Genomic DNA, 26,974 nt, shown 5'->3' with positions numbered 1-26,974 from the left:
CTCTTTCCGTACCCTTGCAAGCTTGACATGCTCATCATACCATGCCGCCCCAGCGAGGGGATACTCGGAGCGGCCTGCCGGATTATGCGTATATTTCATTCATCAAGAACACGGATCGCCAATCGTTTCGCTCCAGGCATTCAATAGCTTCCTTGTACCTGGCTAGCCTCTCCATGTCGGCTTGCTCCATCATCACCTCTTCCATCTTGTATTTATGGTTCAGGTCCGCAAGCATCTTGTCACGAAGCGCCCCCTCCGGCGGCGTCCGCAGCGGGATCGATCGGGAAATCTCTCTATGCCGCCTAATATCTCTTATCCCGTGATAGGATAGCCAGCCTATATAGAACACAAAGCACAGCAAGATAAAGGACTGGGCGAGCATCACGACGGCTCCCCCTTCGTAAAACTATTCAGCGCATCTCGAAGCAAGAGATACGTCTCGCCGTCGGTCAGCCGATCGTGATCCTCAATCAGCCGCAGGGTAGCGGTTGACAGCACGCCCCGGCTCTCAAGCTCGCTCACGGCCTTCTCAATATCCGTCTTCCATCCGAATGCGCAGCTGATCGTATAGGCCGCCTGACGCAAGCTGAGCGGTATCTTATCCGGATCGGCAAGACCGTCCATAGCATCGGCTGGATTGCCGGGCAAACGGATGGGATGCAGCTTTCTCGCCGTCTTCATCGCGTTCACCATACGCAGAATATTCGAAGGTTTATCCATGGCAAAAGCTTCGTTCCGGTAGCCGCCGCTGGCAATCCCCATCGCGACGGCAAGCCGCAATCCGGGATACGCTTTATGCTTCATATAAGACTGCGGCGCTAATCGGTAAGGCGCGAGTTCCATCCCCTGCTCGTTCAACCGGCTCTGCAGCTCCCCGATCAACGCCTTCGATTGCGCCATCTCCGTGAACGTCACGCCTTGTTCAGCAGCCAACACCGCAGCTGCTCCAGCCGCCTGTCCGGTCGCCATCCCGACCGGAATGACTCGCGCGCTGCCATGCGCGAGCGTGTCGAAGCTGGCCGAGCGCCCGACGACCAGCAATCCGTCGATCCCCTTGGGAACGATGCTGCGGAAAGGGACGGCATACTTCAGCGGATGAACGGCGACGGTGCCATGATCGTCTGGCGAAGTTCGCTGGATATCCGCCGAATACGACCCGAACGCGATGCGATCCCATTGATCGCGGTTCTCGAGCAGATCGACGATACTAAGACGATACAGTCCCACCAGATGGCGCGTTTCGCGAACATACAGCTCGGGTGCGATGCCATCGAGCTCGATTCGGCCGAATTCCTCGTACTGTTTCAAATATTCGATGACATGCGGGATTTCGCGTCGGGCAATCGCAAGCCCTTCCTGCCGGGAGGCTTCATTCAACCCGTCAATTCCGAATAGCTGAAGCGCATTGATGAGCACGGTCCCATCCCGCTGGCGGCCAATGTTCAACCCCCTCATTCGGGTCCGCTTCTTGTCTACCGGCTCGTAGCCCTTCATTTCTTTGTCATACCCCCATGCCGTCCAATTGTTGATACCGCTGACGGCGGTGTCACCATTGGAATCCAGCCGCCTTGCAATCCGCTTCCACGCATGATCGTCTATATGGCGCAGACGAAATACCGCTGTCACGGCCATGCGGGTATCCGGATCGCCCAGATCCTCACGGCCGATGGTAAAGGATGCGCCCGCCGCGGCAGCCAAATCCGCGTCCTGTGTCGCATCGATAACCGAATGTGCGAGGATGGTCTGCGTCTTGCCACCCTGCAGCGTTACCTTAATGCCCTTGACCGCAATCGTGTGATTGTCGACTGCCTTAACCGGCTCGATCGCTGCCGCGGACATGTACAGATCGATATTGCGCTCGGCACGCACAAGTCCATAGAAAGCGTTAGCCGCAGTTACCACATCGAATGAATGGCCCTCCGTCTGCTTGTACCATTCGGCAAAGATGCCTTTGTTGAAATAAGGCCCCTCCCCTTTCCCATGTCGCTTAACCGTCTTATCCCAATTCATATCAATGCTATTCAGCCAGCCTACCGTCATGAGGCCGCCCAATACTTTGCGCTGCGGCCTCGACTCGATCAGCAGTGTCCGTGCCTTGTTTCGCGAAGCCGATACGGCGGCGGCAACGCCCTCGGGGTCGGTGCCGACCACAATGACATCGTAACGGTCTTGAAGTTCATGGACCGAAGCCACCGCGATTTGTTCCTGCTTCTTCAAGCCGTCGGCCTCGCTCCATTCGATCTCCGACCGTATCCAACCCGCTATTCCTCCTGCGCATATGACTACACCCAATGCCGCTGCACCCAACAAAATTTTGCCTCTCTTCCGCATGCTGTTCTCCTCTCCATCCACTTACTGGGCTTAAGTATAGAGAGGACAACTGAACGAAAGACTCCTTTTCCCCTTAACGAACCCTTAGGCAATTCTTATTAAAAGCTTAAGCTCCTTCCTGCCACCTCGAGCCCGCATGTCTGCGGAATCATTCAAGATGAGGTTCATTCCGCCGGCCGCCGGGTAATATACACACGCAACGTTACCCGAAGGGAGAGGTTAAACATGGGTATCCTGTATACAGCGCATGTGACTTCACATGGCGGACGCGAGGGCGTGATCCGTTCGTCGGATGGACATCTCAACATGAAGCTCGTCCAGCCGAAGGAAGGTCAAACCGAAGGAACGAATCCCGAGCAGCTGTTCGCTGCCGGTTATGCGGCCTGCTTTCACAGCGCGCTGAAGAGCATCGCCAAGAGCAAAGATATTCCTTGCGACAACTCCGAAGTAACGGCCAACGTATCCTTGAGCGAGGGTGAGAAGGCGGTGTACAAGCTCTCGGTTCGTCTGGATGTCGCGATCCCCGGACTGGAGGATGCGCAGGTCCAAGAAGTGATGGAGATGGCCCATCAGACCTGTCCTTACTCCAAGGCGACCCGGGGCAACATCGATGTGGAGTTGAAAGTCATACAAACGAAGACGCCGCAAACTACTTAAATAGGGTCCAATTCAAATAAGGCACGGCGGGTCAACTCACCCGCCGTGCCTTATCATCGTTCTGATCTACATACTCATGCAGCCCTTATTGCGAATCCGTAATCGTCGCGAGTAAATCCTCGCGCAGCGGAGTGAACGTTTCTAGAATAGCCGAGTCCTCCAGCGCTTTGACGGTATGTACGACATCACCTGGGATATGAAGCTGCTCTCCCGCCGCCACAACGTGAACCTGCTCCTCCAGCGTGACCTCCAGCTTGCCGCTGATCACGAACGTCAGCTGTTCATGCGGATGTGAATGAGCAGGACCCACCGCTTCCTTCTCAAGCTCGATCATCATGCTCATCATATTCTGCCCCGGCGGAAAAATTTTGCGGCGAATACCCGTGATCGGGTACTGCCACTCACCGAATTTCGTCATTTATGCGTCCCCTTCCGGCACAAGCAGCACCTTCGATACGCTGCCAGGTTGGCCAAGCAGTGTCTCATACCACTGCGCCCCTTCACGAAGAGGCGCTTCGATGACGCCTTCCGTCAGCCCGATTCTTCCCTCCGCCAGCCAATCAAGCGCCGTGCGAAAATGCAGGGCCGAATATGCGAAGGATCCGGTCAATGTAATTTCATTCCGGATCGCAGTGTTCACCGGCAGCAGCGACTCATCCTCATGCAGCCCCGTATAGACGACGCGTCCCCCCGGTGCGCAAGCGGATACGCATTGACGACGCGTGATGCCGGCTCCTACAGCATCGATAGCGATGTTCACACCCGCACCGGACGTCAGCCGCTTCACTTCTTCTACGGTGTCGGTATCCGCCGGACTAAACGCAACCTTCGCGCCAAGCTTGCGGGCGATCTCGAGCCGATCCGTATTCATGTCGACTGCGATAATGTTCTGCACGCCATATTGCAGCAGCGCCTGCAGGTTCAGTAAACCGATCGGCCCCATCCCCAGGATGAGCGCCGTGTCCGTTGGCTTCGCAGCCGCAAGCTCCGCCGTACGAACCGCGCAGGCAACCGGCTCGGTCTGCGCCGCCAGCTGCAGGCTCATCGAGTCCGGCAGCGCAAGCACGAAGGCCGCCGGAATCTTCACATACGCCGCGTTGCTGCCAGGCAGCGCGGCGGATAACAGCTTGCGAGACACGCAGAGCTGATGCCGGCCGCTCAGGCAGAGCGCGCACTGGCCGCATGTAACCAGCGGGTTCGCCGTCACTCGTTGTCCGATGGTCCATCTCCCGGCTGCTTCGACCCTGCTGCCCAGTGAGGAGATCGTCCCGGCAAATTCATGGCCGAATATTAACGGGGGCTTACGGAGCGAATTTTTGCCCAAATACCCGCTGAGCTCCGAGCCGCATATCCCCGAGAATGCCACCTTGATGACAACCTCGTCCTCGCCTGCCCGGGGTTCTTCCACTTCCCTCATATTCATGATGCGGGGACCTTCATAGATAAGTGCCTGCATGAATTCTGCTCCTCTCGCTAAAAGGTAATCGACAGTCCGCCATCGACCGGGATAATGGCTCCGCATATATAGGAAGCATCCTCGGAAGCCAGGAAGGCGATGACACCCGCAGCTTCCTCTGGCTGGCCCTGCCGCCTCTGCGCAATCTTGCCGCGGCCGACATAGATCGATTTGAACCAATCGGTCTCATGCTCGACCACGCCATCCACCACAGACATAGCCGTCTCAATAAATCCAAGGGAGACTCCGTTGACCCGGATCCCCTCATCCATAAGCTCCAGCGCCGTGCTGCGCGTCAGTTGATCCATCGCGCCCTTGGCTGTATTATAGTGCGACGATTCCTCCAGCGCTCTCTGCCCGTTAATGGACGAAACGTTGATGATATGACCGCGGATCCCCTTCGATACCATCAATTGAGCGGCTGCTTGCGTGCAATAGTAAGTGCCGTCGACGATAATATCGAACACCTTGCGCCACTCCGCCCGATTTGCACCCAGGAAGCGCATCGACTGGAACGAGGCTGCATTGTTGACGAGAATGTCCAACCGCCCGTAGGTCCGGTCGATATGCTCGACGGCACTTCTCACGGACTGTTCATCCGCGACATCGCCCGCGATGAATTCGACTGCCAGACCTTGACCGCATAATTCCCGTGCAGCCTGCTCGCCGACATCCGCACGGCGGCCGGTGATGACCACCTGGGCACCTTCACTTGCAAGGCGCGAGGCAGTCGCATAGCCGACGCCTGTCGCGCCTCCCGTGACGAGAGCAACCTTCCCTTCGAACCTGCGCATCTTTTTCGTCGTCATGGTTGGTATATCCTCCTTAGCCTTGCGGCTCAATCAGCTTATGCGATATTTATCGACAATCGCTTCATCCACCGTGACACCCAGACCCGGCCGATCCGGCACATGGACGTAGCCATCCTTGAAGGTGATCGGCTCTACCACTAATTCACGCGTAAGCGGAGAGGTGGACACGGTATGCTCGATCATGAACCCGTTTGGAATTGCAGCGGCAAAATGCGTGCTGGCCGCAACAAGGATCCCTGTCTTGAACGCATGCGGAACGACTTTCTTGTGGCGCTCGTGAGCCATATGGGCGATTCGTTTGCCCTCGGTCAATCCCCCGCAGCGGCCCAAGTCAGGCTGAATAATATCCAGATGCCCTTCTTCAATCAATCTGCGGAATGCATTCGTGCCGCTCTCTTGCTCGCCGCAAGCGATATTCAGCTTGGAGCGGTCCGACAGCTCCCGGTAGCCCGCGATATCGTCCGGATGCAGCGGCTCCTCCAGCCAGTAAACGCCGTACTCCTCATAGATGTCCGCCATCTTAAGCGCACCCTTCAAATCCCAAGCTAATCCGGCATCGATCATAATATCGATCTCGTCTCCGACCGTTTCGCGGATGGCCCGGATTTGGCGCTCGTCGAACGCCGCGTCGCGTCCGATCGGCCCCCACCCAAACTTCATGGCCTTGTACCCTTCCGAAGCAAATTGCCTTGCAAGCTGCACCGCTTCCTCGATCGTATCCGGCATGAGCGAGCTGGCATAGGCTTTCAGCTTCGTGCGGTAAGCGCCGCCGAGCATGGAGGACACCGACCGGCCCGCATGCTTGCCGGCAATGTCCCAGAGCGCCATATCGATGCCGCTCATCGCATGAATGGCGGGACCGCTGCGGCCGAAGTAGATGCTCCCCCGGTACATTTTTTCCCACAAACGTTCAATTTCGAGGGGATTCTCCCCAATCAGCAAGGAACGAAGACCGGTAGCAATGGAATGGGATGCCGGCGCGTCGATCGCGGCTTTGGCCACGAGAGGCACGGAATCGACTTCACCCAGGCCCGTGATGCCTTCGTCGGTATGAATGCGAATCATGAGTGTGTCCTGCGTGCCATCGCATTTGCTTGCATCCAGATCCGGAATTTTCAGATAGATCGATTCCACTTCGGTAATTTTCATAGATAATTCCTCCATTCATAGTCAGGGGTGTGTGAGCGCCCGCAAGATCTTGACGTTCCCGTATGATAGCCAATCTTGTAGCTATTGCCTACTCATGCCTCGGCGGTCTTCGCATGAAGACAATACGTCATCTGATCTGATTGTAAAGCCTCGATTTAAATATTGTCAACAATATTAAACCCGGAATGTGTTAAATTGTTAACAAAATACATTAGGATGCTTTTTTTTAGACAAAGACGTATACTGTAGAAAATACTCACGATATGATCGATGAATGAAAGGAACTGGCCATGAGCGATTTCACGTTTAAACAACAGGCGAACACCTCCTTGCGCGAGAAGGTAACCTCCGACCTGCGGGAAGCCATATTAAGCGGTAACCTATCTCCCGGGGCGCGAATACGGGAAATGGACGTCGCCGAACAGATGGGGATTAGCCGCGGTCCGGTACGCGAAGCAATACGCCAGCTGGAACGGGAGGGGCTTCTGATCTCGTATCCTTACAAGGAAACCGTCGTCGCTGATTTGGATTCCAATGAAGTGCGGGATATTCTGATCCCGATCCGTCTGCACATTGAGTCCTTCGTCATTAAGCGCTATTTGGACAAAATGGATGAAGCCTTCTTCGCCAATTTGCAGAGCATCGTCGATGAAATGAGACAGGCCTTCCAGAATGATCAGAAATCCCGGCTGGTCGAGCTGGACATTCTGTTTCATCAGCAGATTCTCGAGTTGGCCGCAGAGCGGACGGTTTTGTTAACCTGGCAAAGCATCGTCAACCAAATTCGTCTTCACTTCACCAAGAATCTGCCCTTTTTCAAATTGGATCATCTTGAAACCGATCATCAGCAGCTGCTCGATGCGCTCCGAACGAGAGATCCCGCCGTGGCCGAACAAGCAATCATCAAGCACACGGCAAGCGAAGATAGCTTGCTATGGATCGCGACCAAGTAGGAAGTGAGTCGCTCTGCAGGCAAGCCTATAAACCGAATTCCGCCGTGGGTTTACGGACTCCAACCCTTCGGACGGACTTCGGCTCATCGGTTCCTTCTTCTATTGCTTCGTTCTATCTCTTGTCGAATCTGCGGGCGGCTCGTGCGGGAATGCCTGCCAAGTCAGTCACCTACTCGGACAGCTGCGATATCCTAATGTTATAAAAGCATGCACGGCCGAACTGGGAGAAAAACCTCAAATACGCATGCTCCCCGTTAATTCGGGCGATAATGGTTCGCTTGCCGTTCACGCACAGGTCGATAAATCCTTTCTTCACAATCGCCTCTACGAAGACGCGTCCCTCTAATCCTTCCACATGATAGATCGAAGAAGCTTCATCCTCCCGGAACCCGACGCAATGGGTCTCATGGATGCCGAGCTTGCGGTTCGAAGGCTCGAACCGAATGTCATATCCTTGCTTGAAATCAGCCCCGCTGGCTACAGAGAAGCCATAAAACATGGTAGGCTGCTCGGGAACGGCCTCAAAGGACAGCGCATATTCGCCTTCCACCTTCCCCCATAGCTGCTCAGCGAAGCCAGTCAGATTCTCTACGGACAGGGCTTCTGCTGCTTGTGCCACGATAGGACCGGATCGGTCAACCACTTCCGCTGGAAACGCAAGTCCGAGCGATCCGTCCGGGTTCTGCAGGAGCTCGCGGATGACCAGTTCGCCGCCATATCGGCCCGGTTCGGACAAGAATCCTGCCGCCAATCGTCTGCCTCCCGCGAAGGAGGCCGTCTTCGGCACCCGCATCTGGACGCAGTCGATCGTATCCATTGCCGGCCTCATCCATCCACCCAACGGCTCGCGGGAGTAGCGATAACGAGCAAGCCCGTCATTGCTGAAGATCAGGTAATACCAGCCGTTCCATTCGAAGTAGTCCGAGCATTCCGGCTCGTCATGGTAACCCGGGACGATGAACGGAGGCTCCTCCTGCCAATCCACGAGATTCTTCGAAACGAGATGGGTGAGGCAGCCCTCGTGCCTGTCGCCATCCACAAGGCTAGTCGTAATCAGCATATGATAAAGGCCCTCAGCATCCAGGAATACATGCGGATCCCTGACGGAGGATAGCGTATACCGGTTCGAAATATCGATGTACTTCTCCGACTTGGTGAATTGAATACCGTCCGGGCTGACCGCATAGGTCAGGCGCGCTGGCGATCCGTCAACTGCACGAACGGCATAGAAGGCATAATAGTATCCGTCCTTCGCAATAACGGAGCCGGTGCAAATCGAGCCTTCCCATGCTTCCGTAATGCTCACCGCCATCGGATGCTGCATCCAGCTCTTCAAGTCCTTGGACGAGATATGCGCCCATTGATGCGCTCCGAGCCCCCATTTGCTGGCATGGCCGCGCCGGTCGAACAGATAGTAGATATGGAAGACCTCTCCGTCAAAATACGGCATGCAATCACCGACCCCGGTATTGAAGCCTCGGGGCCTCCAGTATTGTATGGAGCCCGGCTCGCCGCCCAGGTAGGCCGACTCCCGTGCCATCAGACCTTCGCGATCTCTGATGAAGCCATTCAGTTCCTCATCGGTAAGAGCAGCATTCCATATCCTCGTATCCTCTATCCCTTCATAGGTTTGAGCCACGGCGTTCTCTAATTGAACGGAGCCCATCGGCCACTCCTCATCGACCAGTACCCCGTCCACGAACAGCTCCACTATATGTCCGCTAAAGCGCAGCAAGACATCATGCGGCCCCCTGCCGATCGCTTGCCAGGGGACGGATAATGTTAACGGACTGTCTTTGGCGTCCGTGTATAGCTCCACGGTGAGAGACAGCGCTTCCAAACGAGGTGAAGCACCGGAATAGATGCGTACCGCAGCAGCCTCGCGATCGCCTTGGATAGAGAGCAGCTCCCTGTTCTCTTCCCCATCATTCACACGTGTACATATGGTCAACGCTCTCAAGGCACCGAGATCTACGGATTGTCCGGCTTGTCCATTCATAAGCTCCATGTACATACGGCCATCTGCAGGATTCGCTATCATTGCGCCACCCCGTTCCCATGAAGATCCAGCTCGCGAAGCAGCTCCCGATTGGTCGCGTACAGCTTGGTATAGATGGCATACTGCCGTTCATACACAGCGTGATTATCCGGATTGGGACGAACCGGGTCCGCATGCAGCTTGACGACAGCCTTACACGCCTCTTCGACGCTCCCATAGATCTTCGCGCCCACTCCCGCCATCATCGCCGCCCCTGTACAAGCCTGTTCCACGGCTTGGCTCCGATAGACATCCCGGTTCAGAACATCCGCAAGAATCTGGCTCCACAGCCGGCTCTTCGCACCGCCGCCGGATATGATAATTCTCCTCATCCCGACGCCAAGCGAGCGGAAGATCTCCACTCCGTCGCGCAGGGAGTAACACACGCCTTCAAGCACAGCCCTTACGAAATGAGCGTCTTGATGACCCAGTTGAAGTCCGAAGAACATCCCTCGCGAATGCGGGTCCATATGCGGTGTTCTCTCGCCGGTCAAGTAGGGAAGGTATACCAAACCTTCGCTGCCTGCGGGGATTTCCAGCGCCTTCTGGTCGAGCGCCTTATAATCACTATTCTTAAGCACCTGTGAAGCCAGCCATCTTAATGACAGTCCCGCGCTCATCGTAGCACCAAGCAAATACCACCGTTTCGGAGCCGCGTGTACGTAAGTATGCGTCCGAAGCTGCTTGTCATAGATCGGCAGATCCATTGGAGCAAGCAGCTGCCCGCCGGTTCCAATCGTACAGGATACGTCACCGGGTTCGATGATGCCGTTGCCGATGGCCTGCATAGCTTGATCCGCTCCGCCATACACAACCGGCGTCCCTGCCTTGAAGCCCGTTTCCGATGCGGCTTGCAGCGTGACATGACCCGCTATCTCCCAGGGACTCCCTACAACCGGAAACATCGTCCGTTCAAGCCCGAATGCAGCAATCAAGGGTTCCGACCATTGCAAGGCAGCGGAGTCGTAAGCCGATGTGCTGGAGGCATCGGTCGTATCCGTCCCGAGCTCGCCGGTTAAGCGGTACCGGATATAATCCTTCGGCAGCATGACGCGTTCGATCTTGCTGTAGATATCCGGCTCATTCTCCTTGATCCACATTAACGACAATAGCAGAAAACCGGTGGAGACCGGGTTCTGGATCATGCCCCCAAGCTGCTCCTTCGTGAATGTGGATTCCACCACGGACTTCTGGGGAATGGAACGCTGATCACACCATATGATTGCCGGGCGCAGCACCTGGCCTTCTTTATCAAGCGCCACTAGTCCGTGCATTTGACCGGAGAAGCCGATCCCCGCTAGCGTGCCGCCCTCTGTTCCTGCTTGCTCCATCGCTTGGGCGCTTGTTTCCTTAACTAAATCCCACCACTCGGCCGGATTTTGTTCGGCGTACCCGGAGACAGGAATATCGATGTCATACTCCTTTTGCGAGAATCCGAGTACGTTACCTGAAGAATCCATAATCATAGATTTAACGCTTGAGGTTCCAAGATCAATTCCCATGAGCAACGACATAGCCAGGCCTCCTACTGAGTGGAAATACATCCATTCATTTACTCCCTACTATATAATACATTTTCAATGAAAACGATAGCTAAAATGAGGCCGTCTCTCAAGCTCCTTGGAGTGTGAATCTATCGGACAAATAAGAAAGAACCGTCAACCTGAACTGCACCCCAATTGTTAGGTCATATCTAACTTATTGGGGTCAGTTCAACCATCTGACGGTTCCTTCTATTCATTTCTAATGCCGCTAATGGTATACGGACTTAATCTTTTTTCACCATATTCTCATACAAGAAGTCCACCAAATGAACGGCCTTCATCTCGTTTTCCATCCCGTTCTTGCTGATCCCCAGCTTCATCTGCAGCAGGCAGCCGGGATTGCTCGTAATCATATACTGCGCAGAGGTGTTCTTCGCGCAATCCATCTTCTTATCTAATAGCTCGCCGGCCATGTCCGGCTGCGTCAAGTTGTAGATGCCCGCCGAACCGCAGCAGCGATCGGAGTCCACCATCTCGACGAACTGCACGCCTGCGACGCTCTTCATCAGCTTGCGCGGCGCTTCGGATGATTTCATGACATTGCGCATATGACAGGAATCCTGATACGTAATGCGTACGCCGGCCTGTTCGTCGCCAGCGAAATCAGGAACCCGTCCCTGTTCGACAACGAGCTTGGCGACGTCGACCACTCGCGGGGCGAACCAGGCGGAATCCTCCTTCCACTGCGGGTCGTCATGCAGCAGGTGGTCGTACTCCATCAGCAGCGCTCCACAGCCGCCGGCATTGGTGGCGATCCAATCGACGCCGGCTTCCTTGAAGGCGCGGATGTTGCTCTTCGCCAGCTTCTTGGCGCCATCCCCTTCCCCGCTATGCGCATGAAGCGCGCCGCAGCAAGTCTGAGCGTCGGGTATGACGACCTCGAAGCCTGCTTCCGTCAGCAATCGGACCGTGTTCACATTCGTTTTCGTAAACATGATATCCATAATGCATCCCCGGAAAAGGCCGACCGTAGCGATCTTCTCGCCCTTGGCCGGATGGCGGGCGCCGATTTCCTTGATCACGCCGCTGCCTGTTGTTTCCGGCATGATCTTCTCCATGCCCTTCAGCTCATCCGGGAATAGATTCATGATGCCGATCCCCTGCGTCAGCTTCTGCAGACCGGATTTCTGGTACACTTTAAGCGCTCCACCAAGCAGCCGCATGCGGCGCGGATGAGGGAACAGTCCATCGAATGCCAGCTTGCGCGCCGATTTCACCCACCAGCGGTGCCGAACGGTATGCTGCTCGATCGAATCACGGGTCTGCTCGATCAGCTGGCCGTATTTGACCCCTGCCGGACAAGCTGGCTCGCAGGCACGGCAGCCCAGACAATGGTCCATCTGCTCCTCGAATGCGGCATCCGGCTTCATCAAGCCGTCTACAGCGGCCTTCATCAGCGCGATGCGCCCGCGCGGCGACTCGGCCTCCAATCCCGTCTCGCGGAAGGTAGGACAAGCCGGCAGGCAGAAGCCGCAGCGCATACAGTTCGTCAGCTGATCGTAGTCTAGTTTGTTCTTAAGCGTATCGACAAGCGAGACGGTCATGCCGTGCTCCATCGTTCTCGGTTCAGCCATGCTCGATTACCACCCTTTTGCGCGACGATTTCGCGAATACTTTACCCGGATTCAACAGCTGATGGGGATCGAAGGCCTGCTTGATCCCCTGCATAACGGCGATCCCTGCCGCTCCTACCTTCCACTCGAGGAATGGCGCTTTAACCAGACCGACGCCATGCTCGCCCGTTATCGTCCCGCCAAGCCGGATCGCCGCCTCGAATATATCCTCGAACGCCGCTTCTACCCGGTGTATTTCCTCTTCGTCCCGTGCGTCGGTCGTAGCCGTCGGATGCAGATTGCCGTCGCCGGCATGGCCGAACGTACAGATCGTGACGTTATGCTTCAGTGCGATTCGGTTAATTTCAAGCACCATATCGGCGATTTTGGAGCGAGGCACCGTAGCATCCTCTAAGATCGTCGTCGGACGCAGACGAGCCAGCGCCGTGAATGCGCTTCTCCGGGCTGTCAGCAGCTTAAGCGCTTCCGCCTCGCTCTCCGCCACTTGAATCCGCTCCGCCTGCTCGCTCCGGCAGATCTCCTCGATCCGCGCGATATCCCTCTCGACCGATTCCTCGTCTCCATCCTGCTCGATTAATAGGATCGCTTCCATATCGAGCGGCAGACCAAGCTTCGCAAAGTCGTCGACGACCCGAATCGTAGGACGGTCGAGAAACTCCAGCGTCGCTGGGATAATACGGTTCTCGATGATGCTGGACACCGTCCGCGCCGCGCCGTAGATATCTTTGAACATGGCCAGCATCGTCTTCTTATATTTGGGAGGCGGGACCAGCTTCAGCGTAGCCTCTGTAATAACAGCCAGCGTTCCCTCCGAGCCTACCAGCAGCTTCGTCAGATCATAGCCCGCTACATCCTTCATCAGCTTGCCGCCGGTGCGAATGATTTCCCCGTTCGCCAGCACGGCTTCAAGGCCGAGTACATAATCCTTCGTCGTGCCGTATTTAAGCCCCCGCAAACCGCCGGAGCCTTCGGCAATATTGCCGCCGATCGTCGATATCGACATGCTGCTTGGATCTGGCGGATAGAACAGGCCGAGCCCCTCGACATGCGTAATGAACTGCTTCGTGTTCAAGCCTGGCTGCACGATCGCGGTCAAATTTTGCAAATCGACCTCCAGAATGCGGTTCATCCGGTGCATAACCATGACGACGCCGCCTTGGACAGGCACCGTCCCGCCGCACAGGTTCGTGCCCGAGCCCCGGCTGACGACCGGAACCTTATGCTTGCTCAGCACCTTGAGCGTCTCTGATACCTGCGCCGTATTCTCCGGATAGATAACTGCATCCGGCAAGGATTGCAGCATCGGCGTCCCATCGTAGGAATGGGTCACGAGCGACTCCGGATCGTCCTTCACCCATTTCTCTCCCATAATGCCTTGCAATTCTTTCTTGACGGTTTCAGACCACATGCAGGAGGCCTCCTATTCTTATTCCGTTCTAGGATAGATTCGTTGTTATGGTATAGGGTATAATAAATTAATCAGGTCATCTGACGACTTTTGCGAAAAGTATACCACATGGAATGAAAAACGGGTACAATAATTTTTATAGACGATGCTCCGGAAAGGATTAACCGAATCTGATGAATACACGACCGATCAAAAGCAGCGAATGGGTCACCAATAATTTGAAAGCACAAATAGCCGCCGGCGAATGGAAAGCCGGCGACAAGCTTCCCTCCGTGGTGGATCTGGCCGCACATTTCAATGTGGGCCGCTCCACAATCCGCGAGGCGCTCAGTGCGCTGAAGGCCGTCGGCATGCTTGACATCCGGCAGGGCGGCGGCACTTATATCAAATCAGAGGCCCCCGTCCTCTCCGAGGAGATGCCGGCCGATTGGATGGCTCGGGCGGATTCGCTCCGGCACATCCTCGAGGTCCGTAAGGTACTGGAGACGGGAAGCGCCGCCTTAGCGGCAAGGCATCGTTCGGAGGATCAGTTAGGCGAGCTTCGGGCTACGCTTGAGGAGATGGAGTCTTGCCTGTCGGATGAGCAGGCGGGAGAACAAGCCGATATCCGATTCCACCTGCAAATTGCCGAAGCCGCGCAGAACCCGGTGCTGAGCGACTTAGTCCGCTCGCTGTCCCAGCGGCTGCATGACAGCATGAAGGACACCCGGGCATTATGGTTCTATGCCGAGCGGCGATCCGCGGAGCGGCTGCTTACCGAGCACACCTCTATATTCGAAGCCATTGCAGCCCGGGATGAGCAGCAGGCAGGCCAGCGAATGGAACAGCATATAGCCAAAGTCGAGCGCGTTCTCTACGAGAAGACGAATCGTTCGATCGAGGGGTAGCGCGCGGAATTCACCGGGTGCCGCCAGTAATTCCGGCGGCACGATCGATTCATGCATATGCTGAAAGGGGCTTGAGACCTGTCTGTCACAAGCGATGCATGGGAAGCGGACTTAGCTGAGCTCGATCAGCTGTCTGACCGTTTGCTCGACTAGAGCTTCGTGCATGGACGCATTGTACTGCAGATGCTCCTCGTATCGGATGAACAGACAGAGATGGCGTTCCCGGCTTCGATTCAGGGTGCGCCACTTCTTCTCCAGCTGCCGGCAGTAGGTCTCCGACTCCTCCTCATCCACGAAGAACAGCACGTTCTCGCACTCCAGCTCCGCAATCTCATCTAAGCTCTCGGTTTCGAGTATGGTCATGTCTTGCACCTTCGCCGGCGGTGCAATCTGCAAATCATCATAGAAGACATCCTTCATCTTCAGGCACTTCATTCCCCATACCCGATAGCGGTGATTACGCGAGCTGACAAGCAGCAGCGGCTCGTCGCCAAGCCTGCGGCGGACATGGAAGCGGGCGTTCTCAACTTTCATGTCATAGTTGATGAGCCATCGTTCAACCACAGGCGACATACCCAGAAGCCCGCCGATCTCCGTGAACCGTTCCTTCCACGAGTACCTCTTCCAATGCAGAATCACGGTCGGCGCGATCGCCGCCAGCGCATCGTAGATTTCGCCTGAAATCGGTCCTGTCAAGATGATATCCGGCTGCGCCGAGGCTATTTCCTCCAGCCCTTGCTCCAGGAGCTCGGTCCAAGCCGCCCGCAATGACATCGTGGGTGTTATCCCGAGCGCAGCGAGATCCCCGTTGAATACCCGGCACAGCGTGACAATCTTCTTCTGGGCGGCGGCAGCGAATTCAGTCGGGGTCATTCCCATATGCTTCTTGAACAAACGGCTGAAATAGTACTCATCGGCATACCCGATGGAATGCGCCACTTCAATAATCGGCGGCGGCGAGCCGGCCAGCACACTTAGGGAGGCGTCCAGTCTCACCTTCGTCATGAACTTGTGCGGGCTCAGACCGGTATAACTGCGGAACGCCTGATAGAACCGGCTGGCGCTGGCGCCGGATAATGCCGCGATTTCTTCCATATCCATCGGGTTATGGTACTGCTCCTGCATGTAGCGCCTGGTCTGCTCCACGTACTCGAGCAGATCCTCCTCCGGCTCCTTCGGATTCTGGATGGTGCTCACCATCGCCGATACCATTGCGTAGAGGTGCGACTGCAATTGATAATAGAGCGCATGATCGTCGCTGCCGGCATCGCTCACGAAATCCTGCACCCAATTACGGACCTGCGGCATTCGAAATACGATAAGCTTCAGCTCATCATACGGTGCTTTAGGTTCCGATTTACCCGCTTGTTGAACCAGCATCCCTCTGCGGAATCGGATCATCAGCAGCCTGGATTCATGCTTAGCCATGCTTTGCACCACACAGCGGCATCCTGCCGGCACCATAAACAACTCTCCGTGCAATACTTTTGCCGTACGGCGCTGCGCGCCGTCATCTATCGCTACGCGAACACCGTCTTTCATCGCGAAGCAAAAGGCATCCTCGTCCCTTTCGGGAATATCTACGTGGAAGCCGCTTTCTATCCGATATTCTTCTGTATGTGTATAGTTCAGCGTGAATGGACCGAGTACATCCTTCTGCTTCATAACCTTAACCCCACTTCAATGCGATCTAGCTTCATATTATTTGAAAACGATTATCAGCGTCAACTATCGCCAATCTGCCCTTCTTCGTAATCGCATACGTACAGGTTAGCCGCTCCCCCTACTTCATCTTTCCCTCATCCAACAGAAAACCTTTCCGCGTTATTGGGATTAACGTTAAATGAAATTAGAAATAGGGCAGCCTCTCGGCAGCCCTTCCTCTTGCATTCTCGGCGGTAACATATCGTCATGCCGCGCAGGTGACCGCCGCAAGCGATATCGGTCACCCCGGTTTCGGGTAAACATTGAACTAGGGACTCTACTCTTCTGCGTTCCTTCTGCCTGCGGGCTGGCGCTGAGTGAACCTTAAAGCGGCTTTAGCCCCCCGCATTCGTCAGATTCCGGTATTGAATCGGTGTCACACCCTCAATTTTCTTGAACTTCCGGATGAAATTGGTCGAATCCAAGTAGCCGACCTCCATCATGATCTCCTTCAAATTGAGCTTGGTCGTCTTCAGCAGATGCTTCGCTCTGCGCATGCGCAGGGCATCAATATGACGCATCAGCGGATTGCCGGTCTGGTCCTTGAAGAATCGGGTCGCATAAGAAGGCGACAAGCCGAACTGTTCTGCGATGACCTCCAGACTGATCGAATGATCGGTATAATGCGCTTCAATAAACGCCATCATCCGGCCCAGCATCAGCACGTTCTTGCTCTCCTTCTGATCGGCGATGTAGCGGCATACGTTGCTGCAGATCTCCGTGACAGCCTGCTCCAGCTCCTCGATCGTCTCGAAGCGCGGAACGAAGAGCCGCTCCATCGTCTCGCCGAGATCTTCATCGATCTCGATGTCGAGCTCGATCAGCGTCTTGACGATATTGTTCACGATATCGAAGCAGATGCTCTCCGCCGCCTCGATCGGAACGTTCATCTCCACGATGTGCCGGAACGCTTCCCGTACCGTCTCGCCAAGCTCGCAGCTGTTGCCCTGCTTGATCGCCTTCACCAGCTGCTCGACATGCTCCACGGGATACCAGCGTTCTCCGGGTTTGACGGGCTCGATATCGTGGAAGAAGATGATCTGATTCCCCCCTCTGACGAAGCGGTGACGGGCGGCATGGCTCGCTTCAACGTAGGATTGCGATATAGCCGTTATGTCGCTGCAGATGCCGCCGATTCCAGCCGTAACCGTGAAACGGAACTGCAGGAATGCCTGCTTCGCCTTCTCGGCGATCTCCCGCAGAACAGCGGGATCGTCGAACCCTTCATTCAGGTTGAGCAGGAATGCAATGCCGCGGCCGTCAATGAGCTCGATGCCGTACCCGCTCCCGGCCTCGACCGACAGCTCCTCCAGCACCTTGATCAGGCTGTACTTCAGCAGCTCCTGCATCGATTCCGAGTTGTCCCGGCGGAACCCTCCATAATCGTCGATCAGAAACAGCATCACGGCAAAATGCGGTCGGTCCAGACGCAAATTCGAGAAGCTCAGCATATCATCCCACTCCTCCCGCGTCTTCAGCTTCCCCTTGATGAGCGAGAGGAGGGCCTGCTCCCTCAAGGCGCCGGCTTGGCTGCGCAGCCGGTGAAGCAGCCCTTCGTTCTCCCGGGCCATCTGGGTGATGGCCGAGGAGATGAAGGCGAGCTCATCTCTGGGCTTGCCCAAGGCAGCAATTGCTCCCTGATGCTCACTCGAGACGATTCCGGCCAAGCGCTGCAGCGGCTTATAATGACGAATGGAGAAACCCACCGCAAGAATGACACCCAGCACGAAGACACTGATGACCGTGGCATTGAACAGCACCCGGGTTTCGTCCACCTTACGCATGATTTGGCCTTCGGGCATCACCGCGACGTAAGACCGGTCCCGGCTGCCCGAGGGCAGCCTCACCGCCGTAAACTTCCGGTCTTGGACGTCGAAGCTGCCGATTCTCCAATCCGGCTCCTGACCGCGGATCTGCTCCAGCATGCGCTCGCTTGTCTCCTGCGATTCTCCCTTCCTGTATTCGTACAGCAGGCCGAATCGTTCGTCCAACACATACAGCAGACCGTCATAGTCGCCGAGCACATTCATCGCCAGGCTGCGGAACGCATTCTCGGCAATAAGAAAGAGAACGATACCGTAAGGTGTATCGGAGCCGGCCGGGAGCGGGGCTATGTACGTGGCGAACCGTTCGTCCGTGAACCGGTTGAACCGGACGGGCTCCAGCGGACGGATGACCGGCGACTGGAGGGAGGCGCTTGTCTGCAGGAAATCCGCTTTGCTCCAGTTCCGGTAGCCATAAATATCCTCGAAGAACAGATCAATGCCGTAGGTGCCGCTTGCCCCATACATCTGTTCAGGCTCGCGGGCATTGAACCGGATGACAATGTCGTGTATGAAGAGATTGGTGGACAGATACTGCTTGAGCTCCGCAACCGCTTTGTACGGACCGTAGCCGTCCTCCGTCACCATGAATGGCGTGAGCAGCGGATTCGCGGAAATCTGCATGGCCATCCGGTCCAGCTCCTGCATGCGAAGATCGACGGCATCCCGGAACTGATCCAGCGAAGCGATCGTCGACTGCTCCACCTCGTTGCGAAGCGTGTTTAAGAAGCTGGAATAGATCACGCTGCTCATAATCGAGAGCAGCAGGACCGTGATGAGAATATAGGAGAACAGATAATGGTAAAAGCGCTGGCTTCTGATCATGCAACCACTCTCCCTGCAGGTATTGGATCAGAAACATAGGAATGGCCGAGGCCCCGGCGTCCCCATCGAATCGGGAACGCCGGCTGCACCCGGCACGGTCATGCATTACCCTTGCTTGTAACGCTCATAGGCACTCTGATAAATCTCCATATACTGATCAAGCCCCATCTTCGCCAGCGTTTCCACATAGCGATCCCATTCGTCGAAGGACGCTTTGCCGGATACGAATTTGGCCTGCATCTCTGCGACATAGCTGTTGATATCAGCCCCCAGCGTCGCCATTTGGTCATTCTCTTCCACCGTAAGGTTGAAGGCCGGCCAAATCTCCTCTGGAAACTGATTCGCGAACCGCTTCGCAGCCTCAATCGCTTCCGGCTGGCTCTCCGCACCTTTAAAGAACTTCTGCCGCACGATGTTGGGATATCCGCCGCCGGGCCATACGACATACTTCACGAGAGCTTGTTCGAAGGTAAGCCCGTCTGGATTCTCGGTAATCTCTTTCGTATACGCAATCTCGCCGGAAGGATCGATCTCATAGGATTTCCCTTCGAAGCCCATGAAGAACATCTTGCTGCCCTCGTCGCTGTACAGATGATCGATCCAACGAACCGTCGCTTCCGGATGCTTGTTCCGGTCCGTAATGGCGAAGGCGCCGGCCGAAGATAGCGCGGAGCCGACGGCGGACCAGACTTGATCGCCATGAGGGCCCTTCAGCGCGCCTAATCCGATATAATCCTTCTGCTTCATCAATGTGTAAGGGCTCGTTGTAATCGTCGTACCGTATACGCCCTTCGCGCCGGTGGCGTAATACTGGTTCGCCTGAATGGTGAAGATGTCCTTAGCGATCAACTCCTCCTCATAGAGCTTCCGTACGTACTGGAGCATCTCCTTGTACTTCGGATCGACCGGGATGAAGCGCAGCTTGTCCGTACCCGGATCGACATCCACGTTGGCATTCCGGACACCCCGGTTGCTAAGTCCCCACGCGCCGTTGATGTAGCTGATGAAAGCCCCCAGCCCGACACCCTCAAAAGGAATCTCGTCTTGCTCTCCGTTGCCGTTCGGATCCCTCTCCTTGAACGCTTTCAGCACCTCATAGAATTCCTCCGTCGTTTCCGGCTCCTTCAGGTTCAGCTTGTCCAGCCAGTCCTTCTTGATCCACATTTTGCCCCCGGCGAGGACGGAGGTGAACTCCGGATCGAGAATCATCGGGAAGCCGTAGATGTTGCCATCGGGCATCGTCATGCCCTTCTTCACTTCCGGATACTTCTCCATTATCGCTTTCAGATTGGGTGCATACTCGTCGATCAGGTCGTTCAGCTTGACGAAGACTCCCTGCGAGCCGTACTTGAGCAGGTCGGCCGTCGGAATTTGCGCGGTGAAGAACGCATCCGGATAATCGCCCCCGGCCAGCATAATATTACGCTTCTCCGTTAGGCTGTCGAACGGAATCATCTCCCATTCGACATGAATGTTGGACATCTTCTCATACTCCTGCCACAGCATCGTCTGCTTCCAGTCCGGCGCCGTCGTCGGCGCCTTGCCCGCGGTGATTTTCAAGTTGATCTTGTCCGCGACGATCGGCATGCCGCTCCCGTTGACGGCTGCCTTACTGCCGCCTTCTCCGCCCTCATCTCCACTCGTTGGGGACGAATCGTTCGCGCATCCCGCCAGCAGGCTGACCACCATAACGGCGGCGAGGGTAAATGCCATCCAGGCTCTCAACTTCATTAATATACTCCTCCTTAGTCAACGCAATGTTCTTGCCTAGCCTTTAACTGCTCCGATAACCATCCCCTTAACAAAGTAGCGCTGCAGAAACGGATACAGCAGAAGAACCGGCAAATTGGCAATGATGACGACTGCATATTTGATCGATTCGGCATCCATGATACTCTTCGCAAGCGATTCCTCGTTCGTCTGAATCATCTCCTGCATGTTGCTCTGGATCAGAATCTCCCTCAAGATCAGCTGAAGCGGATATTTGCTCCGGTCAGTCAGGTAGATCAGCGCATTGAAGAAGGCGTTCCAGTGGGCGACGCTGTAGAACAGGGTCATAACCGCCATAATCGGAAGCGAGAGCGGCAGCACGATTCGGAGCAGGATCCGGATGTTGCCGCAGCCGTCCATTTGAGCCGACTCCTGCACCTCAATCGGAATGCTCTGCTGGAAGAACGTCCGCATGATGATGATGTTCCAGATGGCAACCGCGTTCGGGATAATCAGCGCCCACATCGTGTTGACCATGCCGAGATTCTTCACGAGCAGATAAGCGGGAATCAGGCCGCCGCTGAAGAACATTGTGAAGACGAACAGAGCCGTAACGGCGTTGCGTCCGTAGAAATCCTTGCGTGACAGCGGATAGGCTGCCATAACGGTCATGACCAAATTAATGCCGGTTCCGAGAAGCGTATACACAATGGTGTTCAAATAGCCTCGCAGAATATCGTGATTGGTGAACACTTTCTGATAGCCCGTAATCGTCAGATCCTTAGGCCACAGCCAGACCTCTCCATTCAGAACGGCGGACGGGTTGCTGATCGAAGCACTGACGACGAATACGAGCGGATACAGCACCAAGGCAAGCAAGAGCAGCAGCAGCACATGGTTGATCGCATCGAACATCCGGTCTCCGAATGACTGTTTTACCATAGGCTGGTTTGCCCCACCTTTCTCGCGATGAAGTTTACAATGACAAGCATACCGAAATTGATGATGGCATTGAACAGGCCGACAGCGGCGGAGAAGCTGTATTGGGCGCCCACGATCCCGCTGCGGTAGACATACGTGGAGATGACGTCCGAGCTCTCCATATTGAGGTTGTTCTGCATCAGAAAGACCTTCTCGAAGCCGACCCCCAGGATGGAGCCGATGTTCAGAATGAGCAGAATGACGATGGTCGGTGTGATGCCCGGTATATTGATGTGCCAGATGCGGTGCAGCCGGGATGCCCCATCCACCTTCGCCGCTTCATGCAGCTGGGGATCGATGCCGGTCAGTGCGGCCAGATAGATGATCGAGCTCCAGCCCATCTGCTGCCAGACGCCTGAGAAGACGTACAGCGTCTTGAACCAGCCCGGCTCGGTCATGAAGGAGACGGGGTCCCCGCCAAACAGCCGAATGATCAGGTTCACGATGCCATGCTGCGGGGAGAGGAACATCATGAGCATTCCGACGAGAACGACGACGGATAAGAAATGGGGAGCATACGTAACGGTCTGCACCGTCTTCTTGAACCGTTCGCTGCGGACCTCGTTGATCATGAGTGCCAGCAGGATCGGAATGGGGAAGCCGACGGCCAGCTCATACAAGCCGATGCCGAGCGTGTTCTTGATCAGCCTCCAGAAGTAGTAGCTGTCGAAGAAGCGCTCGAAGTGCTTCAGGCCGACCCACGGACTTCCGGTAATGCCTTGCGAAGCGATGAAGTCTTTGAACGCGATTTGTACCCCGTACATCGGAATGTAATGGAAGATGATGTAGTAGGCGATTACCGGTACGATGAGCAGGTACAAATCCCAATTTTTGCGCAGCGACTTGACGAGCGGCGAACGTTCAGCCGTGACGGCCCGCGGCCGGGCAGTCGAAGGCGTCGCATGCTTCAAGGTTCGATTCACCTCTTTCGGTTACGTGATGGGGTAACGGCAAGCGGCAGCGAGTTTCGCATAGCAATTCTGACTCGCCCCGCTTGAAACCACTTTAAAAGAAGGCGCTTTCTTTGTACATCGGCAGTTATTTCGCCATCGGCGTTTCTTTACATTCCTATCTCTCTTTCACCGGGAAACGTGTGGATTTATGCGGGGAATACGCAAGTTTGCGCGAATAAGCAGGCGGTGATTACGGTGACCACTTGTTGTAGCGGTGGCGTAACTGATGCGGCTTCCACTATATAAAAAAGAATGGACAGCAGATTCCGAATTAAGCTCGGAGCCTGCCGTCCATTCTTGATGACTGGCGATATTACTTCACGCCAGCTTCTACCTCTTTGATCATTTCTGCCATCGACGCAAGACCGCCGCCGGACAGATACCAGTAATCTGGATTCAAGTAGATGATTTTACCGTTCTTATAGGCATTCGTATTTTTAACCAGATCGTTCTCGAGCGTTTTGTTAGCCGTCTCCCCGCCCTCGGTCTCAACAACCGCGCCGCGGTCAACAACGAACAGGTAATCCGGATTTTTCTCCGCGATGTATTCGCTCGTTACGCTGTCGCCATGCGTGGACACCTTGATGCTCTCATCCACCGGTGCAATGCCAAACACGTCATGAATGATGCCAAACCGCGAGCCTTTGCCATATACGCTAATCTTGCCTGCATTCGTAAGCACGATCAGACCTTTCTTGCCGCCTGCCGATGCTACCGTGTTCAGCGCCGCGATGGATTCATCGATCTTAGCCAGCTCGGCATCCACTTCGGCTTCTTTACCGAAGATTTGTCCTAGAATCTTCGCATTCTCCGTGTAGGACTCTTTATACTTTGCGGTATCGACGCCCATGAAGATTGTCGGCGCGATTTTGTTCAGCTCGTCATAGGCTTCCGACGAACGGCCGGAGATGAAGATAATATCCGGCTTCAAAGCATTCAATTTCTCAAAGTCCGGCTCGAAGAGCGTACCGGCATTCTCATAGCTGTCAGCCTTGTATTTCTCGAGGTACTTCGGCAGACCGTCCTTCGGCACCGCCATGATCGGAACGCCCAGCTTATCGAGCGTATCCAGTACGCCGGAATCGAATACAACGACTTTCTCCGGATTGGTCATCAGCTTTGCTTCGCCCAATTTATGCTTGATCGTCACTTCTACCGGCGCAGCTGCTTCCGGCGTTCCCGCCCCCGTATTGCTGTTGCCCTCTGACTGGTTGGTTGTGCCGCTATTGTTGGCTTTGTCAGCATTGGTGTTTTTATCATTCGCTCCGCAAGCCGATAGTACAACAGCAAGAATTAGTGTTAATAACACGAGCGAGACTTTCTGTTTCATCTTTTCTCCACCTTTTCACTTGATTAATAATTATTTATATATCAGCCTGTACCGTGCAGGGCGTCCCCCTCGAGTATCAAGCAAAATACACACAAATTTTGTTGCCGTTGACAATCTCAATCGGGATGTCCATGTCGTAGACCTCTTTGAGCACATCCGTCTCGATGATCGCATCGGTCGCGCCTTCACGGATGATTCGGCCGTCTTTCAACGCCACGATATAATCCGAGTAACAGGAGGCGAAGTTAATATCATGGATGACGATAATCACGGTTTTGCCCAGCTCGTCGACCAGCCTCCGAAGCACCTTCATAATTTGGACGGAATGCTTCATATCCAAATTGTTCAGCGGCTCATCCAGCAGCACGTATTCGGTATTCTGGGCGATAACCATGGCGATGTACGCCCGCTGATTCTGCCCGCCGCTCAATTGGTCCAAGTATTTGTCCTCCATCTCGGACAGATCCATGTACGCAATAGCCTCATCGACATACTTCCAATCTTCCTTGGTCAGTCTCCCCTGCGAATAAGGGAACCGTCCGAAGCTGACCAGCTCTCTGACCGTCAAGCGGACATTGATATGGTTGGACTGCTTGAGGATCGATATTTTCTTCGCCAGATCGCTGCTCTTGCTCTTGGCGACATCCACATCGTCGATGTGCACCTCGCCGCTGTCCTTCGTAATAAGCCGGCTGATAATGGACAGCAGCGTGCTCTTGCCCGCTCCGTTCGGCCCGATGAACGACGTGATTTTGCCCTGTTCGATGTTGACGGAGACGTTGTCGATGACCTTCTTGTTGCCATATTGTTTTGTAACGTTACGGACTGCAATCACGATTTGTTCTCCTTCAGTAAGAGATAGATGAAATAAGTGCCGCCGACGAAATTAATGATAACGGCTAGCGTTGTGGAGAAGGTGAACACCCGCTCGACAATGAGCTGACCGCCGAGCAAGGCGACGATGCTGATCAGCATCGCACTCGGTATGAGATGGCGGTGCCGGAACGATTTGATATATTGATACGTCACATTGACGACCAGCAGCCCGAGGAACGTAATCGGCCCAACTAGCGCTGTTGCGATCGCAACCAGTATGGATACGACAAGCAGCATTCGCTTGACGACGAAATCGTAGTCGATTCCCAGGTTGACTGCATGGTCCTTGCCAAGTGACAGCACATCCAAGTATTTGGCATAGCGCATGAAATAACCGATTGTAAGGGCGATAGCCGCAATGGATATGAGCAGCAGATCGGTATTCACATTATTGAAGCTGGCGAACATCTTATTCTGCACAGTGAAAAATTCATTCGGGTCGGTCAGCATCTGCATGAAGGACGCGATATTGGAGAAGAAGGTCCCGAATATGATGCCGACCAGCAGCAGGAAGTAAATATTGTTTCCTTCCCGCTTGAACAGGATCTTATACAGCACGCCCGCGAACATCACCATCAGTCCGACCGATAACAGAAAATGCAGATTCTTGTTCATCATGGTGAGTGTCATGGAGCCGAATGAGAATACGATCACCGTTTGAATGAGCAGGTAGAGCGAATCGAGACCGATGATGCTCGGCGTCAGGATCCGGTTGTTCGTTATCGTCTGGAACACGAGGGTGGAGAACGCAATCGTACCGCCGGTCAATAGAATTGCGAGAATTTTCTTGCCCCTACGCTCCAGTACGTAGTCCCAGTTCCCGCTTGCATCAATGGTCATGAAGACGATGATGAGCACGGCTGCGATGGCGGCAAGAATGCCGATTTTCATTTTATAACCCATATGTCTTTCTCCTCATGAGCAGGTACAGGAAGATGCCGCTACCGATCACACCGACGGTAAGCCCGATGGAAATCTCGTAAGGATAGATGACGACCCGCCCCAATATATCGCAAAAGATTAGAAACACAGCGCCCAGTAAGGCGGTATGCGGGAGATTCTTCTTCAGATGATCGCCTTGATAGATCGTGACGATATTCGGAATGATCAGGCCAAGAAACGGAATGGAGCCGACCGTTAGAATAATGATGGCCGAGACCAGCGAGACAATGACAAGCCCGATATTGACGACAGTTCGATAATTGAGTCCCAGGTTGACGGCGAATTCCTCGCCCATGCCCGCGACCGTAAACTTGTTCGCATATAAGTAAGCGATAATGACCAGTGGAACGCTTATGTAGAGCATTTCATAGCGCCCCTTCAGGATCATCGAGAAATCCCCGTGAAGCCAAGCCGATAAGCTCTGAATCAGATCATGCTTATAAGCGAAGAATGTCGTGATAGAACCAACGACGTTGCCGAACATCAAGCCGACAAGCGGAATAAAGATAGAGTCCTTATAGCGTACGCGATCCAATATTTTCATGAAGATGAACGTTCCCGCCAGTGCGAATATAAAGGCGACGGAAATTTTCATCAGTGGCGTTGCGGATGCGAACATGAGAATAGCGACGAGCAGTCCCAAGCTGGCCGAGTCCATCGTTCCTGCCGTTGTCGGCGAGACGAATTTGTTCCGGCTGAGCTGCTGCATAATGAGACCCACGACGCTCATGCTGACGCCGGCAATAATGAGGCTGATTAGACGCGGAAAGCGGCTGACCATCAAGAATTGTATCTGCTCATCGGTTAAGCGAAACAGATCCAGTGGCGAAATATCCTTCACGCCGATAAATACGGAGCACACCGATAATACAATGAGTGCCGCCCACAGATAGCTCGTTTTCATGATTCGACCTTCAGTTCTTGGTTATTGGGAGTTGGTAGTGATAATCATTATCATTGTCACTTACTTTATATTACGGATATTTGGACTCACTTGAATGGATTATCCTATTTTAACCAT

22 protein-coding genes are annotated in these 26,974 nt (G+C 54.7%); 3 read left to right on the top strand and 19 right to left on the bottom strand.

The genetic code is table 11. The features are described 5' to 3' along the window. Positions 1-82: 82 nt before the first annotated feature. Both NNL21_RS20745 and NNL21_RS20740 read right to left on the bottom strand, forming a co-directional pair. Complete coding sequence (locus NNL21_RS20745) at positions 83-385, bottom strand: hypothetical protein (protein ID WP_204819867.1); 303 nt, start codon at positions 383-385, stop codon at positions 83-85. Next, positions 382-2,331 (bottom strand): FAD-dependent oxidoreductase, encoded by a 1,950-nt coding sequence (locus NNL21_RS20740; protein ID WP_204819866.1) that lies wholly within the window; start codon positions 2,329-2,331, stop codon positions 382-384. Before NNL21_RS20740 ends, NNL21_RS20745 begins: the two co-directional genes overlap by 4 nt. 225 nt (positions 2,332-2,556) lie before the next feature. Here NNL21_RS20740 and NNL21_RS20735 point away from each other — a divergent pair, with 225 nt between their 5' ends. Further along, a complete protein-coding gene (locus NNL21_RS20735; RefSeq protein ID WP_204819865.1) occupies positions 2,557-2,988 on the top strand; it encodes an organic hydroperoxide resistance protein in 432 nt (143 codons plus the stop codon). An 85-nt stretch (positions 2,989-3,073) separates the two neighbouring features. Here the strand turns inward: NNL21_RS20735 and NNL21_RS20730 are convergent, their stop codons facing one another. The 4 genes from NNL21_RS20730 to NNL21_RS20715 are packed head-to-tail and all read right to left on the bottom strand — an operon-like array spanning position 3,074 to position 6,405. Then, positions 3,074-3,406, bottom strand: coding sequence for a cupin domain-containing protein (locus NNL21_RS20730; protein WP_204819864.1), 333 nt, complete (start codon positions 3,404-3,406; stop codon positions 3,074-3,076). Next, positions 3,407-4,444, bottom strand: coding sequence for a zinc-dependent alcohol dehydrogenase (locus tag NNL21_RS20725; RefSeq protein WP_204819863.1), 1,038 nt, complete (start codon positions 4,442-4,444; stop codon positions 3,407-3,409). A gap of 17 nt (positions 4,445-4,461) precedes the next feature. Continuing rightward, positions 4,462-5,253: an SDR family NAD(P)-dependent oxidoreductase gene (locus tag NNL21_RS20720; protein ID WP_204819862.1), complete on the bottom strand. Its 792-nt coding sequence runs from the start codon at positions 5,251-5,253 to the stop codon at positions 4,462-4,464. 33 nt (positions 5,254-5,286) lie between these two features. Continuing rightward, positions 5,287-6,405: a mandelate racemase/muconate lactonizing enzyme family protein gene (locus NNL21_RS20715; protein ID WP_204819861.1), complete on the bottom strand. Its 1,119-nt coding sequence runs from the start codon at positions 6,403-6,405 to the stop codon at positions 5,287-5,289. 290 nt (positions 6,406-6,695) lie between these two features. On the opposite strand from NNL21_RS20715, the gene NNL21_RS20710 reads away from it, so the two are divergent. Further along, positions 6,696-7,358: a GntR family transcriptional regulator gene (locus tag NNL21_RS20710; protein ID WP_204819860.1), complete on the top strand. Its 663-nt coding sequence runs from the start codon at positions 6,696-6,698 to the stop codon at positions 7,356-7,358. Positions 7,359-7,527: 169 nt separating this feature from the next. Here the strand turns inward: NNL21_RS20710 and NNL21_RS20705 are convergent, their stop codons facing one another. The 4 genes from NNL21_RS20705 to NNL21_RS20690 form a co-directional block, all read right to left on the bottom strand. Beyond that, the gene (locus tag NNL21_RS20705) at positions 7,528-9,399 is read right to left on the bottom strand and encodes a glycoside hydrolase family protein (RefSeq protein WP_256555364.1); all 1,872 of its coding nucleotides are present in this window, start codon (positions 9,397-9,399) and stop codon (positions 7,528-7,530) included. Beyond that, positions 9,396-10,910 carry a xylulokinase gene (gene xylB / locus NNL21_RS20700; protein ID WP_204819859.1) on the bottom strand — a complete coding sequence of 505 codons (1,515 nt, stop codon included), beginning with the start codon at positions 10,908-10,910 and terminating at the stop codon, positions 9,396-9,398. Before xylB ends, NNL21_RS20705 begins: the two co-directional genes overlap by 4 nt. 254 nt (positions 10,911-11,164) lie before the next feature. Further along, positions 11,165-12,514: a (Fe-S)-binding protein gene (locus NNL21_RS20695; RefSeq protein ID WP_204819858.1), complete on the bottom strand. Its 1,350-nt coding sequence runs from the start codon at positions 12,512-12,514 to the stop codon at positions 11,165-11,167. Next, a complete protein-coding gene (locus NNL21_RS20690; protein ID WP_204819857.1) occupies positions 12,507-13,922 on the bottom strand; it encodes an FAD-binding oxidoreductase in 1,416 nt (471 codons plus the stop codon). The genes NNL21_RS20695 and NNL21_RS20690 overlap by 8 nt, the downstream gene beginning before the upstream one ends. A 173-nt stretch (positions 13,923-14,095) precedes the next feature. On the opposite strand from NNL21_RS20690, the gene NNL21_RS20685 reads away from it, so the two are divergent. Further along, positions 14,096-14,809 (top strand): FadR/GntR family transcriptional regulator, encoded by a 714-nt coding sequence (locus NNL21_RS20685; protein WP_204819856.1) that lies wholly within the window; start codon positions 14,096-14,098, stop codon positions 14,807-14,809. A gap of 111 nt (positions 14,810-14,920) precedes the next feature. Here NNL21_RS20685 and NNL21_RS20680 read toward each other — a convergent pair whose 3' ends face one another. From NNL21_RS20680 to NNL21_RS20640, 9 genes are all read right to left on the bottom strand, one after another. Continuing rightward, positions 14,921-16,474 carry an AraC family transcriptional regulator gene (locus tag NNL21_RS20680; RefSeq protein WP_204819855.1) on the bottom strand — a complete coding sequence of 518 codons (1,554 nt, stop codon included), beginning with the start codon at positions 16,472-16,474 and terminating at the stop codon, positions 14,921-14,923. 374 nt (positions 16,475-16,848) lie between these two features. Beyond that, on the bottom strand, positions 16,849-19,161 hold the full coding sequence (locus NNL21_RS20675) for a helix-turn-helix domain-containing protein (RefSeq protein WP_204819854.1): 2,313 nt from the start codon (positions 19,159-19,161) through the stop codon (positions 16,849-16,851). A 105-nt stretch (positions 19,162-19,266) separates the two neighbouring features. Further along, on the bottom strand, positions 19,267-20,892 hold the full coding sequence (locus NNL21_RS20670; RefSeq protein ID WP_204819853.1) for an extracellular solute-binding protein: 1,626 nt from the start codon (positions 20,890-20,892) through the stop codon (positions 19,267-19,269). Between the two features lie 36 nt (positions 20,893-20,928). Next, positions 20,929-21,813, bottom strand: a complete 885-nt coding sequence (locus NNL21_RS20665; RefSeq protein ID WP_204819852.1) for a carbohydrate ABC transporter permease — start codon at positions 21,811-21,813, stop codon at positions 20,929-20,931. Next, entirely contained in the window at positions 21,807-22,691 is an 885-nt protein-coding gene (locus tag NNL21_RS20660) for an ABC transporter permease (RefSeq protein WP_256555373.1), read from the bottom strand. Before NNL21_RS20660 ends, NNL21_RS20665 begins: the two co-directional genes overlap by 7 nt. 427 nt (positions 22,692-23,118) lie before the next feature. Next, positions 23,119-24,135 (bottom strand): siderophore ABC transporter substrate-binding protein, encoded by a 1,017-nt coding sequence (locus tag NNL21_RS20655; RefSeq protein WP_204819850.1) that lies wholly within the window; start codon positions 24,133-24,135, stop codon positions 23,119-23,121. A gap of 76 nt (positions 24,136-24,211) precedes the next feature. Then, positions 24,212-24,970, bottom strand: coding sequence for an iron ABC transporter ATP-binding protein (locus NNL21_RS20650; protein ID WP_204819849.1), 759 nt, complete (start codon positions 24,968-24,970; stop codon positions 24,212-24,214). Further along, entirely contained in the window at positions 24,967-25,914 is a 948-nt protein-coding gene (locus NNL21_RS20645) for an iron chelate uptake ABC transporter family permease subunit (protein WP_204819848.1), read from the bottom strand. The genes NNL21_RS20650 and NNL21_RS20645 overlap by 4 nt, the downstream gene beginning before the upstream one ends. Then, positions 25,904-26,857: an ABC transporter permease gene (locus NNL21_RS20640; RefSeq protein ID WP_204819847.1), complete on the bottom strand. Its 954-nt coding sequence runs from the start codon at positions 26,855-26,857 to the stop codon at positions 25,904-25,906. The genes NNL21_RS20645 and NNL21_RS20640 overlap by 11 nt, the downstream gene beginning before the upstream one ends. Positions 26,858-26,974: the final 117 nt, after the last annotated feature.

Origin of the sequence: Paenibacillus mendelii, assembly GCF_024498075.1 — a bacterium.
Classification (GTDB): Bacteria; Bacillota; Bacilli; order Paenibacillales; family Paenibacillaceae; genus Paenibacillus_Z; species Paenibacillus_Z mendelii.
Note: the sequence above shows the minus strand (reverse complement) of the source record. Positions and strands in the feature narration are given on the sequence as shown.

What these genes read in the sequence shown, in the direction of transcription:
- NNL21_RS20705 (WP_256555364.1), bottom strand. Translation starts at nt 9,399, where the DNA reads ATGATAGCGAATCCTGCAGATGGCCGTATGTACATGGAGCTTATGAAT.
- NNL21_RS20730 (WP_204819864.1), bottom strand. Translation starts at nt 3,406, where the DNA reads ATGACGAAATTCGGTGAGTGGCAGTACCCGATCACGGGTATTCGCCGC.
- NNL21_RS20735 (WP_204819865.1), top strand. Translation starts at nt 2,557, where the DNA reads ATGGGTATCCTGTATACAGCGCATGTGACTTCACATGGCGGACGCGAG.
- NNL21_RS20715 (WP_204819861.1), bottom strand. Translation starts at nt 6,405, where the DNA reads ATGAAAATTACCGAAGTGGAATCGATCTATCTGAAAATTCCGGATCTG.
- NNL21_RS20645 (WP_204819848.1), bottom strand. Translation starts at nt 25,914, where the DNA reads ATGGGTTATAAAATGAAAATCGGCATTCTTGCCGCCATCGCAGCCGTG.
- NNL21_RS20695 (WP_204819858.1), bottom strand. Translation starts at nt 12,514, where the DNA reads ATGGCTGAACCGAGAACGATGGAGCACGGCATGACCGTCTCGCTTGTC.
- NNL21_RS20685 (WP_204819856.1), top strand. Translation starts at nt 14,096, where the DNA reads ATGAATACACGACCGATCAAAAGCAGCGAATGGGTCACCAATAATTTG.
- NNL21_RS20725 (WP_204819863.1), bottom strand. Translation starts at nt 4,444, where the DNA reads ATGCAGGCACTTATCTATGAAGGTCCCCGCATCATGAATATGAGGGAA.
- NNL21_RS20680 (WP_204819855.1), bottom strand. Translation starts at nt 16,474, where the DNA reads ATGAAGCAGAAGGATGTACTCGGTCCATTCACGCTGAACTATACACAT.
- NNL21_RS20665 (WP_204819852.1), bottom strand. Translation starts at nt 21,813, where the DNA reads ATGGTAAAACAGTCATTCGGAGACCGGATGTTCGATGCGATCAACCAT.
- xylB (WP_204819859.1), bottom strand. Translation starts at nt 10,910, where the DNA reads ATGTCGTTGCTCATGGGAATTGATCTTGGAACCTCAAGCGTTAAATCT.
- NNL21_RS20670 (WP_204819853.1), bottom strand. Translation starts at nt 20,892, where the DNA reads ATGAAGTTGAGAGCCTGGATGGCATTTACCCTCGCCGCCGTTATGGTG.
- NNL21_RS20675 (WP_204819854.1), bottom strand. Translation starts at nt 19,161, where the DNA reads ATGATCAGAAGCCAGCGCTTTTACCATTATCTGTTCTCCTATATTCTC.
- NNL21_RS20640 (WP_204819847.1), bottom strand. Translation starts at nt 26,857, where the DNA reads ATGAAAACGAGCTATCTGTGGGCGGCACTCATTGTATTATCGGTGTGC.
- NNL21_RS20710 (WP_204819860.1), top strand. Translation starts at nt 6,696, where the DNA reads ATGAGCGATTTCACGTTTAAACAACAGGCGAACACCTCCTTGCGCGAG.
- NNL21_RS20720 (WP_204819862.1), bottom strand. Translation starts at nt 5,253, where the DNA reads ATGACGACGAAAAAGATGCGCAGGTTCGAAGGGAAGGTTGCTCTCGTC.
- NNL21_RS20740 (WP_204819866.1), bottom strand. Translation starts at nt 2,331, where the DNA reads ATGCGGAAGAGAGGCAAAATTTTGTTGGGTGCAGCGGCATTGGGTGTA.
- NNL21_RS20655 (WP_204819850.1), bottom strand. Translation starts at nt 24,135, where the DNA reads ATGAAACAGAAAGTCTCGCTCGTGTTATTAACACTAATTCTTGCTGTT.
- NNL21_RS20690 (WP_204819857.1), bottom strand. Translation starts at nt 13,922, where the DNA reads ATGTGGTCTGAAACCGTCAAGAAAGAATTGCAAGGCATTATGGGAGAG.